Origin of the sequence: Bradyrhizobium sp. SZCCHNRI3052 (genome assembly GCF_032484895.1) — a bacterium.
In the GTDB taxonomy this organism is placed as follows: domain Bacteria; phylum Pseudomonadota; class Alphaproteobacteria; order Rhizobiales; family Xanthobacteraceae; genus Bradyrhizobium.
This window is the reverse complement of the sequence record NZ_JAUETW010000003.1, coordinates 353,945-366,801: the sequence shown is the minus strand read 5'-3', so window position 1 is coordinate 366,801 and position 12,857 is coordinate 353,945. Positions and strand designations below refer to the sequence as shown.

Annotated in this window: 10 protein-coding genes; 7 read left to right on the top strand and 3 right to left on the bottom strand. The window is 67.3% G+C overall.

Features of this window, described 5'->3' with window-relative positions; translation table 11 throughout:
• Positions 1-183: 183 nt before the first annotated feature.
• From QW887_RS12090 to QW887_RS12060, 7 genes are all read left to right on the top strand, one after another.
• On the top strand, positions 184-729 hold the full coding sequence (locus QW887_RS12090) for a sigma-70 family RNA polymerase sigma factor (protein ID WP_315826481.1): 546 nt from the start codon (positions 184-186) through the stop codon (positions 727-729).
• Complete coding sequence (locus QW887_RS12085; RefSeq protein ID WP_315749232.1) at positions 726-1,376, top strand: ChrR family anti-sigma-E factor; 651 nt, start codon at positions 726-728, stop codon at positions 1,374-1,376. The genes QW887_RS12090 and QW887_RS12085 overlap by 4 nt, the downstream gene beginning before the upstream one ends.
• 155 nt (positions 1,377-1,531) lie before the next feature.
• The gene (locus tag QW887_RS12080) at positions 1,532-2,128 is read left to right on the top strand and encodes an RNA polymerase sigma factor (protein ID WP_316194560.1); all 597 of its coding nucleotides are present in this window, start codon (positions 1,532-1,534) and stop codon (positions 2,126-2,128) included.
• Positions 2,129-2,158: 30 nt separating this feature from the next.
• The gene (locus QW887_RS12075; RefSeq protein ID WP_315826348.1) at positions 2,159-3,685 is read left to right on the top strand and encodes a cryptochrome/photolyase family protein; all 1,527 of its coding nucleotides are present in this window, start codon (positions 2,159-2,161) and stop codon (positions 3,683-3,685) included.
• A gap of 113 nt (positions 3,686-3,798) precedes the next feature.
• Positions 3,799-5,082 (top strand): sodium:proton antiporter NhaD, encoded by a 1,284-nt coding sequence (gene nhaD / locus QW887_RS12070; RefSeq protein WP_315749228.1) that lies wholly within the window; start codon positions 3,799-3,801, stop codon positions 5,080-5,082.
• A 13-nt stretch (positions 5,083-5,095) separates the two neighbouring features.
• Positions 5,096-7,144: a PQQ-dependent sugar dehydrogenase gene (locus QW887_RS12065; RefSeq protein ID WP_316164396.1), complete on the top strand. Its 2,049-nt coding sequence runs from the start codon at positions 5,096-5,098 to the stop codon at positions 7,142-7,144.
• A 181-nt stretch (positions 7,145-7,325) separates the two neighbouring features.
• On the top strand, positions 7,326-8,219 hold the full coding sequence (locus QW887_RS12060) for an SMP-30/gluconolactonase/LRE family protein (protein WP_316185201.1): 894 nt from the start codon (positions 7,326-7,328) through the stop codon (positions 8,217-8,219).
• Between the two features lie 733 nt (positions 8,220-8,952).
• Here the strand turns inward: QW887_RS12060 and QW887_RS12055 are convergent.
• From QW887_RS12055 to QW887_RS12045, 3 genes are all read right to left on the bottom strand, one after another.
• Positions 8,953-9,333, bottom strand: coding sequence for a hypothetical protein (locus QW887_RS12055; protein WP_315714907.1), 381 nt, complete (start codon positions 9,331-9,333; stop codon positions 8,953-8,955).
• A 99-nt stretch (positions 9,334-9,432) separates the two neighbouring features.
• Positions 9,433-10,311: a transglutaminase family protein gene (locus tag QW887_RS12050; protein ID WP_316194559.1), complete on the bottom strand. Its 879-nt coding sequence runs from the start codon at positions 10,309-10,311 to the stop codon at positions 9,433-9,435.
• Positions 10,308-12,839 carry a circularly permuted type 2 ATP-grasp protein gene (locus QW887_RS12045; RefSeq protein ID WP_315826352.1) on the bottom strand — a complete coding sequence of 844 codons (2,532 nt, stop codon included), beginning with the start codon at positions 12,837-12,839 and terminating at the stop codon, positions 10,308-10,310. The genes QW887_RS12050 and QW887_RS12045 overlap by 4 nt, the downstream gene beginning before the upstream one ends.
• Between the last annotated feature and the right edge of the window lie 18 nt (positions 12,840-12,857).

Sequence of the window (12,857 nt, the reverse complement as noted above, 5' to 3'; positions counted from 1 at the left end):
CGCTGTGATCCAGCCGTCCATGAGCCACGTTATCCGGGATCAAGCATGCGTGCCGGGGACCATGACCACGCGATGAGAGCGGCTGGATTAGCGCAATGGAACGTGGCATCGTCCCGGCATCGATTTGCACGGGCCTTGGGCGCCCGTACCAAGGTGAATGTGAGCAGAGGGCCGAAGGCGACTGTGGATTGGGCTGAATTGATCGGACGCGTCGCCGCGCGCGGCGACCGCGAGGCGTTCAAGGCCCTGTTCGCGCATTTTGCGCCCCGCATCAAAGGTTTCCTCATCAAGACCGGCTGCAACGCCGACGACGCCGAGGAAATCGCCCAATCCACCATGGTGGCGGTGTGGACGAAGGCGGGGCAATTCGATCCGTCGACGGCCGGCGCGGCCGCCTGGATCTTCACGATCGCGCGCAACCAGCGGATCGACGCCGTGCGCAAGGCCGCCCGCGACAGCCGGCTGAGCAGAGAAGTGGGGCGCGACGAGGAAGCCGATCCGACGCTCGCAGCCGACCAGATCGTCTCGCGTGTCGAAGATGCCACACGGGTAGCGGCCGCGATCGAAAGATTATCGGCGGAGCAATCCACCGTGATCCGCCTGTCGTTCGTTGAGGAACGACCGCATTCGGAAATCGCGGCGGTGCTCGGCCTGCCGCTGGGTACGGTAAAGTCACGAATCAGACTGGCGATGAATCGCCTGAGAGACCTGTTGGACGACGCGACATGACGATCAGCCACCACCCGCCGGAAGACCTGCTGGCCGACTTCGCCACTGGTGCGCTCGACGAGGCCGAGCGGCTGGTCGTCGGTGTCCATGTCGCCGATTGCGGCCGATGCCAGCGCTTCGTCCGCGCCATCGAGCAGCTCGCCGGCGCCTCGCTGGACGCGGCCGAGCCGATCGCGACGGGCGCGGATGCTTTCGATGCCGTGATGGCCCGCATCGATCGACGCCCGCAGGCGGCGCCGCAGGTGAGCGAGGTCGCCGAGCACGATCCCGAGCTCGCGGACCTGCCCGAGATGGTCAAGCGCTGCAAGATCGGCAAGCGCCGGCGCGTGGCACCCGGCATCAGCATGCGCCCGATCCTGCTGCCTGGCACCGGCAAATCGCGCGCCTTCTTGCTGCGCTCGGAGCCAGGGGCGCGGATGCTGGAGCATACGCATTCCGGCAATGAGCTGACCTGCGTGCTGAAGGGCAGCTTCAGCCATCTCGGCGGCTATTACGGACCCGGCGACTTCGACTATGGCGACGACGAGGTCGACCATCGTCCGGTGGTCGGTGACGAGGGCCCCTGCCTCTGCCTCGTCGCCATGACCGGCGACCTGCGCATGCACGGCCTGCTCGGCCGCCTCATCAGCCCCTTCGTCCGGCTCTGATCGCATCGTGGCGTGCCGCCGCGGAGCAATCAAGACGAGCTAGATCGGCTGGACGATTCGCCACTTCCCTCCGCGCGATACCGACAGCACGCTGGCGGTGATCCGCATCTGACTCTGCCCCGTTTCCGTTCAGAGAGAGCGCATGGAGGAGAATGATGCGATCAGCAAGCGCGGATCAGAAGGGTTGCGTCGCGCATCTTGGCAGCCTGCTGGCCCGTGCCGGACGCAACGATGAGCAAGCCTTTGCCGAGCTCCATGCTGCAACGATCTTGAAGATGCGGAAGACCGTGCGCGCCTTGCTGCCGTCCGCGGCTGACCTCGACGACATCCTGCAGGATGGCTACCTGAAGATCTGGCGGCATGCCGCGAGCTTCGACCCGACGCGCGCCTCGCCCATCACCTGGATGTGCAGCATCATGCGCAACACCGCGATCGACGCGCTGCGCGCCACCGGCGTGCCGACCTCGGAGCTCGATGAGGCCCTCGCGATCCCCGATTCCGCCGACAGCGCCGCCGACGAATTCGACTACGCGCTGGCGGAACCGATCGCCCGCGAGGCGCTTGGGCGGCTGCCGGAGGAGCGCCGACGGCTGCTGGCGCTCGCCTATCTCGAGGGCGAAAGCCGGACGCGTCTGTCGGAACGGTTTGGCGTGCCGGTCGGCACCATCAAGACCTGGCTGCATCGCAGCCTGCTCACGGTGCGCAAGGACTGTCTTGGCCAGGCCCACGCGGTTACCGCGGCGGCCGCCTGATCGGCTGCATGGCGTGATGACCAAGGTCCCATGACCAGGACACGTGCCGTAAGACACCTTGTCATCGTGCTGGGCGACCAGCTCGATGCGGACTCGGCGGCCTTCGACGGTTTCGACCCGGAGCAGGACGCCGTGCTGCAGATGGAGGTCAGCGACGAGGCCAGCTACGTTCCGCAGCACAAGATGCGCATCGCGTATTTCTTCGCGGCGATGCGCCACTTCCGCGCCGATCTCGAGAGCCGCGGCCGCACCGTCCATTACGTCCGGCTCGATGATCCCGCCAACACCGGCGCACTCGACAGCGAGATCGCGCGGCATCAGGCGGCGCTGCGGCCTGCGGCGACCATCGTGCTGGAGCCCGGCGATTTTCGCGTGCGCGAGGGCTTGCGCAAGCTGCCGCAGCGGCCCGACATCCGCGCCGACCGCCACTTCCTGTGCACGGCGGAGGAGTTCGACGCCTTCACCGAGCGCCATCCGCGCCCGATCATGGAGACGTTCTACCGCGCGATGCGGCGCAAGACCGGCATCCTGATCGACGAGAGCGGCCGCCCGGTCGGCGGCAGCTGGAATTTCGACGCCGAGAACCGCAAGGGATTCGGCAAGTCGCGCCCGCCGATCCCCGTCGCCAGATCCTATGCGCCCGACGCGATCACGCGCGACGTGCTCAAGCTGGTCGCGGCGCGCTTCTCCAACAGTCCCGGCAAGCTCGACCGCTTCGACCTGCCGGTGTCGCGCGTCGACGCGCTGACCGAGCTTTCCGATTTCGTCGCCTGGCGCCTCTCCTTGTTCGGCACCTATCAGGACGCGATGCTGAGCGACGAGCCGTTCCTGTATCACTCGCGGCTGTCGGGCGCGCTGAACCTGCACATGCTGAATCCGCGCGAAGTGGTCGCGGCCGCGCTTCAGAGCCGCAACGCGCCGCTGAACGCGCTCGAGGGCTTCGTCCGCCAGATCATCGGCTGGCGGGAATTCGTGCGCGGCATCTATTGGCAGCGCATGCCTCACTACGCCGATGAGAACGCGCTCGACGCCGGCCTGCCGATGCCGCGCTTCTACTGGACCGGCGAGACCGACATGCGCTGCCTGGCGCAGGCGATCGGCCACACCATCGACCATGCCTATGCGCATCACATCGAGCGGCTGATGGTGCTCGGCCTGTTCGCGATGCTGCTCGGCGTCCGGCCCTACGATGTGCACCTCTGGCACATGTCGATGTTTCACGACGCCATCGACTGGGTGTCGCTGCCCAACACGCTCGGCATGAGCCAGCATGGCGACGGCGGCGTGGTCGGCACCAAGCCCTATGCGGCGTCGGGCCACTACATCGACCGCATGAGCGACCATTGCCGCAACTGCCGCTACGATCCGAAGCAGGCGACCGGCGACAGGGCCTGCCCGCTCACGACGCTGTATTGGAGCTTCCTTGCCAAGCACCGCCGGCGCTTCGCCAATAATGGCCGCATGCGCAACCAGTACGTCAATCTCGAGCGCCGCAGCGCGGCGGAGATCCGCGCCATCCGGAGCCACGCCGACGCGATCGCGTCGGCCCTGGTGTAATCCGGCGTTCGCCGGTCTGAACAGCGCTCACGGCTTGCTGGCCGGACGCCGATCGGTCATATCTTGGGCAGTTCCATCCGTCTCCCGCCGATCCAGCCCGGAATGCCCTGCCCATGACCGCCGCCATCGTCGCCGTCTTCACACTCGCCTATGCCGTGGTGGCGCTGGAGCATCCATTCCGGATCAACAAGGCAGCCACCGCCCTGGTCGGTGCCGGCCTGATGTGGACCATCTACGCCGTCATGGGCGGGACCGCGCCGGCCGTTGCGGCTGAGCTCAACGAGTCCGTGGCCTCGACCGCGCAGATCATCTTCTTCCTGATCGGGGCGATGACCATCGTCGAGGTCATCGACGCGCACAACGGCTTCGAGGTCGTGACCTCGCTGATCAGCACCAGGAATCAGGTCACGCTGGTCTGGCTGGTCGGCTTCGTGACCTTCTTCCTCAGCGCCATGCTCGACAACCTCACCACCGCGATCGTGATGGTGTCGCTGATGAAGAAGCTGTCGGGGCGTGACGAAGATCGTCTCGTGTTCGCCGCCATCATCGTGATTGCCGCCAATGCCGGCGGCGCGTGGTCGGCGATCGGCGACGTCACCACCACCATGCTGTGGATCGGCGGCCAGATCACGCCGCTCGCGATCATGAAGTCGGTCTTCATCCCCTCGCTCCTGAACCTGCTGGTGCCGCTCGCGGTCGTCAGCGTCACGCTGCGCGGCAAGCAGCTCGCGCCTCCGGCGAGCGCAGGGCTCGCCTCGATCAGCCCGATCCTGCCGTTCGAGCGCAATCTGATGTTCTTCATGGGCCTTGGCATCCTGGTCGCCGTGCCGGTGTTCAAGGCGCTGACGCACCTGCCGCCGTTCATGGGCATCCTGTTCGGCCTCGGCCTGCTCTGGATGGTCGGCGAGATCATCCATCGCGAGAAGGCCTCGGAGCAGAAGCAGCGCCTGACGCTCGTGCATGCGCTGACCCGCATCGACATGCCCTCGATCGTGTTCTTCATCGGCATCCTGCTGGCCGTCGCAGCGCTGGAGCACACCCACATCCTGCAGGCGCTGGCGCAATGGCTCGATCGCACCGTCGGCCGGCTCGACCTGATCGTGATCGTGCTCGGCCTCGCCAGCGCGGTCATCGACAACGTGCCGCTGGTCGCAGCATCCATGGGCATGTACAGCCTGAGCCAGTTTCCGCCCGACAGTTTCCTGTGGGAGTTCGTCGCCTACTGCGCCGGCACCGGCGGCTCGATCCTGATCATCGGCTCGGCGGCCGGCGTCGCCGCGATGGGGCTCGAGAACATCCACTTCTTCTGGTACGTCCGCCGCATCAGCGGCATCGCCCTGCTCGGCTATTTTGCCGGCGCCGCCGCCTACATCATCCAATACAATCTGCTTCACTGAGCGGGACCGACGCATGGAATGGTCGTGGCACAGTCTTGCAGCCGTCGCGACCGCCATGCTCATCGGCATCGGAGCTGGCCACGCCGACGACGCGACGATCCGCAGTGGCTACGCGCTCGGCCCGGCCAGTTGCGGCGACGGCGCCCTCACCTTTCCGCGCCTCCAGATCGACATGAAGCCCGGCTTCTGCGCCGGCCTCGTCGCCAGTCGCGACGACGGCCTGCGATTTCCCCGCAGCATCGTGCAGATTCCCGGCCATCAACTGTTCGTGGTCGCGGACATGGGCGGCTGGGGCCATGACGACGGCCGCCTCCTCATCCTCGATCCCGTAGCGCCCGCGGGCCAGCGCATCCGCGAGGCGGTCACGCGACTGTCCTATCCATTCGGCCTCGCCGCGGGCCTCGACGGCAGGATCTACGCCTCGACCGACACCGCGATCTTCCGCTTCGATCCGCTCGCCGCGAACCCGAGAGCGACCATCGAGACCATCATCCGCGATCTGCCTGGGCGCCGCCTGACCTTGCCGGACGGCACCCGGATCGCGGAGAGTGCGCATCCGCTGAAGGCCTTCGCTTTCGACCGCAACGGGCGGCTGTTCGTCAACATCGGCTCGCACAGCGACAATTGCCTGTCGCCGGCGCCGATCACGCGACCCTGCGCGGCGGGCGACGGCACCTCGCCGCTGGCTTCCATCTGGTTGTTCACGCCGCCCGCCGGCGGCCTCTTTCCAGCGCTGAAACCCGGCGATTCCGCTCCGCCTCATGAGGTGTTCGCGCGCGGCTTGCGCAACTCGATGGCGCTGGCGCTGCATCCGCGCTTTCCCGATCCCGGCACCGCGTTCCTGCAGGGCGAGAACGCGCGCGACCTGCAGGACATCTTCGCGCCCAACGAGGAGATCAACGCGATCGAGCAAGGCCGCCACTATGGCTGGCCCTATTGCTACGACCTGACGACGCCGAGCCCGGAATTCAAGCGTGTGCTGCAGTCCGGCGCGCTCAAGAACCTCTGCAACACCACCACGCTCTACAAGCAGCCCTGGTCGCTGCTGCCGCCGCATGGCGCGCCGCTCGGCATGCTCTACTACACCGGCGATCGCTTCGACGACCTGAAGGGCAAGCTGCTGGTCGGCCTGCATGGCTATCGGCCGACCGGCAGCCGGCTACTCGCCTTCGAGGTCGACGACCACGGCTTCCCCAAGCTGAGCCCGGCGCCGGTGCGCTACCATGTGAGCTGCGCCGCCGAGCCAAGCCGCGCTTTCCAGACCGCAGCCGGTCCCGCGCCGGCCGCGGCGTTCGACGAGATCATCACGGGGTGGCATCGCGTCAACGGCATCCGGCCGCAGGGCGCGCCGGTCGGCATGACCATCGCCGACGACGGCGCGATCTGGCTGGTCGAGGACAAGAACCAGACCGTGATCCGCATCGACCGCTCAGGCGAGGCGGCCCCCGACCCCCTGCCCTGCGACATCAGGAACGAGGCGCTGATCGACCGGCTCGCGGCTTTCGTGATGCAGGACGCGGCGAGTCGCGCGCGGCTCACGACCGTGCGCAGGAGCCTGATCGAAAAACATTGCAGCGGCTGCCATTCGGATTTCGGCCTCAAGGCCGGGCAATCCGATGACGACAAGGACCGCGCCGTGCTGCGCTTCATGCTGGCGCAAGACGGCTGGATCTACCCGGGCGATCCCGAAGCCGGCCGGCTGCGTCAACGATTGCGCGGATTGGGTGCCGAGCGGCAGATGCCGCCGGGCGCCAACCTCATCAAGACGGAACCAGGCTACGCCAGGGTGCTTGATGTGGCGGACGATCTGGTCGCGCGCATGATTCCAGGAACCAGGATGCGGGTGAAACCGGGCGGCCCTCCGCATCGCAAGTTCTTCGCCGGCGACGGCCGCGAATGCGGCGAGATCCCGTTCGGCAAGGTCGTCGTGATGACCGAGAGGTCTGCCGTCAATAAGCCCGGCTTCAGCCGTTTCTTCCGGCCCGCCGATACCTACCTCAACGGCACCTGTACGGACGACAATGGCTATTACATCCAACAGCAGTTTCTGGTGCCGCTCTGACCGGCTTGCAATGGCCCGTAGGGCGGGCAAAGCGACCGCCGCAGGCGGCGCGTGCCCACCGGCCGCGCGCACCGGTGCTGATGCTGGTGGGCACGGCGCGAACGAGCGTGCGTTCGGGCGCAAGCGGCGTCGCCCTGCGCCTTTGTCCACCCTACGCATCTCGGGTTTGGCGACTGTTCTCATGCTCTTGCTTGCGAGCGCGCCCACCCTCGCCGCACCAAAGCTGTTCGAGAGCACCCAGCTCACTCCATCCGGCGAATACACCTTCGGCATCGAGGGGCCCGCCGTCGACCGCGACGGCAATCTGTTCGTCGTCAATCTCGGCAAGGCCGGCACGATCGGCAAGCTCGCGCCGGAGGCGACGGCCTCCGAAAAGTTCACCGAGCTGCCCGACAACAGCATTGGCAACGCCATCCGCATCGACGCCACAGGCACGATGTTCGTCGCCGACTACAAGCGCCACAACATCTTCGCCATCGCCCCCGGCACGACCGAGCCCCGCCTCGTCTTCCATGCCGATGACATGAGCCAGCCCAACGACATCACGCTGGCGCGCGACGGCACGATCTATGCGAGCGATCCCAACTGGAAGGCGCGCAGCGGCCGCATCTGGCGGATCGCGAAAGGACCCGACGGATCCCTGCAAGGCGCAGCCATGTCGGCGCCGCGTGCCATGGGCACCGCCAACGGCATCGATCTCAGCCCAGACGGCCGCACGCTCTATGTCGGCGAATCCAACAGCGGCGAGCTCTGGTCCTATGCGATCGACGGCGACGCGCTGACACGGCCCAAGCTGATCAAGACCTTCGAGCCGAACACGATCGACGGACTGCGCACCGACGCCAGCGGCCGGCTGCTGGTCGCGCACATCCTCAAGGGCAGCATCGCCATGCTGGCGCCGGATGGGCGCATGATCCGGGAGATCGCGCTGAAAGCCAGGGAGCCGACCAACCTCGCCTTCGGCGGCAGCGACGGCAAGACCGTGTATGTGACCCAGCGCCAGGGCGGCTTCATCGAGTCGTTTCGGACTGATGTCGAGGGGCGAGAGCATTGTTTGCAGATGCGGAAGTGCTGAGCTTCTCTGCTGGTGCCGGATTCAGCATGGCGCTCGCTGTCTGAACGACAACTAATAGATCGCGCATATCCGCCATGCCCGAATTGCCCGTCGTGCCAGTTTGTCGCACGCTTGCCCACTTGTGTCGTCGGGCACATCAGACCGATGTTTCCGGCCATCCCGGGCTCGTGAGAGGGGCGTATCGCGATCGTCACGAACGTGGAGCCTGGGGAGCGGTGGGCGTGTGGTGCTGCAGCGTGATCAGTCGCGCGGACGAACGGCATGATGCGCACGGTGAAGTCGTGATGTCCCGACACCCCGATGCTGGTGTCAACCTGGCGCAATACGATCGCGCTGGGGATGGTGGCCAGAAAGCCCGGCGCACCAGGGAGACCACGTATAAGCCGTAAAGCCATCGCGCAGGGAATGCCGGGTTGATCCGGCTGCACCTGTGGTTCCTGCCGCCTGCATTCTTTTCGCAGGCGGGCCATGGGTGAGGCCATCACCCGGCATTCCCTGCGCCCTCTTGTTCTCAGAGGGTTCGAGCTATCCTTCATGACTCGGACAGATCGTGTCGCGAGAACGCCGCCCCGTACCCCGTGTCATGTCCGCGCAGGCGGGCATCCGGTACGCCGCGGCGTCTCGATTCATCACCCCTTCCGGCGAGTACTGGATCGTGAGGCCGGCACCTTTCATCTCACCCGCAAATCAAGGCCCCCGCGTGCGCGAGAGCCTCGATAGCAATGGCGATCGCTTATCGCCCGTACACCACCGGCGCGCGGCGCACGATGAGCGGCGGCGGCAGGTCGCGCTCCCAGACACGGCCGTCGTCGAACTGGATGCGCATGCCGTCGGGCGAATACACTGCGCTTTCGTCACGTGCGTCGATCCAAAGCCGGCTATTGGGAGCATTCCAGTCCGGCCAGGCCTGGAGGGACTCGCCGGTTTCGGTGGTCAGGTTCACGGCATCGCCGTTCTGCGTCACGAAGGCCGGCGCGCCGATCATTCCGTCGCGGCACATCTGGATGCAGCGGTAGGTGCCGGTGAGGTTCGCACTCGGCTGGGCCGAGGCGCTGCCGGCGACGCAGGCGCCGACCAGGCCAATGACGATTGCAACACGTTTCATGTCGATCACTCCATCGCTCGAAAGGGTCAGCCAGCCCCCATTCGGGCCCCTCGGGCGGATCAAGTGCGATGCGGGAAAAATGTTCCGACCGTTCCCGGTCAGGGAACCCTACTCGACCATCACGACATCGACGGCGACGCCGAGCTTCTGCTTGCGCGAGCCGACGATGATGCCATCGACCGGCGAGACGTCGGAGAAGTCGCGGCCCATGCCGAGGATGATGTGATCATTGCCGACCAGGAGATCGTTGGTCGGATCGAAGCCGATCCAGCCGAGGTCGTCGCCGCACCACAGCAACACCCAGGCATGGGTGGCGTCGGCGCCCTGCAGCGGCGGCCGGCCCTCGGGCGGGATGGTGCGCAGATAGCCGCTGACATAGGCCGCGGGGAGACCGAGACCGCGCAGGCCGGCAATCATGACGTGAGCAAAGTCCTGGCAGACGCCGTGGCGATTGTCGAACACCTCGCGCAGCGGGGTCGAGATCACGGTCGCCTTCGGATCGTATCTGAACTCCTTGCGGATGCGCCGCATCAGATCGGCGGCGCCGGCTACGATCCCCGTCTCGGCGGAGAAGCTCGCCGCGGCGTAGTCCGTCACCGGCTCCAGCACCGGCGCCAGCGCGCTGGCGAAGACGTAGCCGATCGGCGACGACGGGCCGAGGCTCGTCGCCTCGAAAGCTGCATCGCGCACCTGCTCCCACTCCGCACTCGGCGCATCGCGCTCGGGCGGCGTGCGCGACAGCTTCACCCGCGAGCGCGAGTCGATGCGCAGGTGGCGGTGCTGAGTGTCGATCACGATGCTCTCGGTCAGTGTGCCGAAGAAATCGCGCCGCGCCGTCCGCTCCGAGGGACGCGGGCGGATGTCAACGCTGTGCGAGATCAACTCCTGGCCGTCGCCGCTGAGCGGCTCCAGGCGCAGCGAGCAGCGCGCGAAGCTGACGGCACTCCCGTATTCGTAGGTGGTGACATGGCGGATGTCGTAGATCACGCGAGGCCCGTCAGCTTTTCCGGCCGCGTCGCGTTCGGACCGTGTGGGAAGTAGTGCTGACCGATCGCCTCCGCCAGATTGAGCAGGTCCTGCTCCAGTGCAAACAAGGCGCGGCCATCGAGATGGGCCGCCTCCGCCGCGGTCAGCCGCGCGCCCAGCGAGATCGCGAGGCGTTGCGGCCGCTCGATCAGCCCGTTCTCCTTCAGCACCGGGAGGCTCGCGATGTGCTCGTTGAGCAGCTCGACCTGGAACGCGACCGAGCGCGGATTGTAGAGGTCGAGCACGACGAGATCGCGGATCGGCGCCAGCGACGGGCCGATCAAATAGCGCGAGCGGTAGGTGATCTGGCAGTCGACCAGCGTGAGCAGGACGTCGAGATCCTCGGGCGTCGCCTCGTCATAGCCGAACTGCCGCGCGAACCGCGCGGTGTTGATGGCGCGTTCGGCGCGGCGCCCCATGTCGAGGAAGCGCCAGCCGGCGGCGCGGTTCATGTTCTCCTGGGCAAGGCCGGCGAAGCTCGCAAGCCGGTCGAGCGTGAGCTCGGCGATGCTGACGACGGCGTCCTCATCCTCGGCCTCCTGCGCCAGGCGATTCGGCATCTCGGTGATGACCTGCCAAGCGTCGGGCGAGAGGCGCTCGCGCAGCGAGGTCGCGGTGCGCTGAGCCGATCTGAGCAGCGACAGCGCCGAGCCGAACTGCGCCTCGGCCTGCAGGGCCTCAGCCGCCACCTGAAATCCCTTGCTGCGCGAGGTCTGCTCAACCGCGCCCCACGCCAGCAACAGCCGCTGGATACGCTCGGAGGTGTTGAGCTGCGCCGGCGATCCCTTGCCGGGATCACGATGCTGGGCTGCGAGCGCCCGGATCAGCCGCACGGTGGCCTCGGCGCGCTCCAGATAGCGTCCGAGCCAGAACAGATTGTCGGCGGCGCGGCTCGGCAGCACGCCGGCGATGCGGCGTATCCGCACATTGTCGGAGCCCGGCAGCAAGGTGCGCGCCGCCACCGCCTTGTCGGCGACCACCCAGACGTCGGCGGCGCGCGCGCCATCGCCCATCGACACCGCGCGCGCATCGAGCTTGTCGGCGATGCGACAGAAGCCGCCGGGCATGACGGTCCAGCCGTCGGGCGTGGCGGCCGCGAACACCCGCAGCACGAACGGCCGCGGCGCGATCCGACCGTCCTCCCACACCGGCGTGGTCGACAGCCGCACCACCTCCTGTCCGACATAATCGATGCCGCGCTGGCTGATCGCAGCGCGCAGCCGCTCGCGCTCGGCGGCCGAGAGCTCACCAGCCAGCACCGGACCGCTGCTTGCGAAGCCCGGCACGGCGCGGCCATAGGCGCCTTCGATCGCGAACTCCTCGAGCCGCGACAGCACCTCGTCGCGTGCGGACTTCTGGCCGCACCACCAGGTCGCGATGTGCGGGATCTTGAGATCCTCACCGAGCACGCGCCGCGCAAGGCTCGGCAGGAAGCCGAGCAGCGCGCGCGCCTCGAGCACACCAGAACCCGGCATGTTGGCGATCACCACACCGCCCTTGCGCACGACGTCCATCAGGCCGGCGACGCCGAGTCGCGAGCCGGCATCGAGTTCGAGCGGATCGAGCGAGTTGGAATCGAGCCGCCGCAGCAGCACGTCGACGCGCTTCAGGCCGGCGACGGTGCGGATATGCACGCGGTCGCCGCTGACAGCGAGATCGTCGCCCTCGACCAACAGAAAGCCGAGATAGCGCGCCAGCGTCGCGTGCTCGAAATAGGTCTCGCTGAACATGCCCGGCGTGAGCACGCCGATGCGCGGCTCGTCACGATCGGCGCTGGCGCGCAGAGCATCGCGGAATGCTTCGAAGAACGGCGCGAGCCGCTCCACGTTCATGGACTTGTAGATCGAGGAGAAGGCGCGCGACAGCACGAGCCGATTTTCCAGCGCATAGCCCATGCCGGACGGCGCCTGGGTGCGGTCGTTGAGCACCCACCAGCCGCCGTCGGGCCCGCGGCCGATATCGGCGGCGTAGATGCTGAGGAAGCGGCCGCCGGGCGGTTTGACGCCGCAGACCGGGCGCAGATATTCGCTGGACCCGGCGACGGCGGCTGCCGGCAGCGCGCCGCTCGCCACCAGCCGTCCCTCGCCATAGATGTCCTGCAGCACCCGTTCGAACAGTTCGGCGCGCTGGACGATGCCCTGGGACAGTTGCGCCCATTCGGACTCGTCGATCAGCAGCGGCAGATGGCTCAGCGGCCACGATCGCTCGGCGTTGTCGCCCGGCGAGCGATAGGTGACGCCGGCTTCGCGCAGATGGCGATCGGCGGAGGCGAAGCGGCGCTCGATGTCACTCGGCGCGAGTGCGGCGAAGGTCTCGGCAAAGCGGGTCCAGACCGGTCGCGGACGGCCGTCGGCCCCGATGAACTCATCGGGGATGCCGGGGAGCCGGGCATAGTCGCGGGCCCAATGCTCGGCCCGGCGCAGCGGAGAACGTGCCGCCGGCCGACCGGCGGCGCTCGCTCCCTGGTCCTGGCCGCTCGAGCCGTCCATACCCTGGTCCTCCGCACA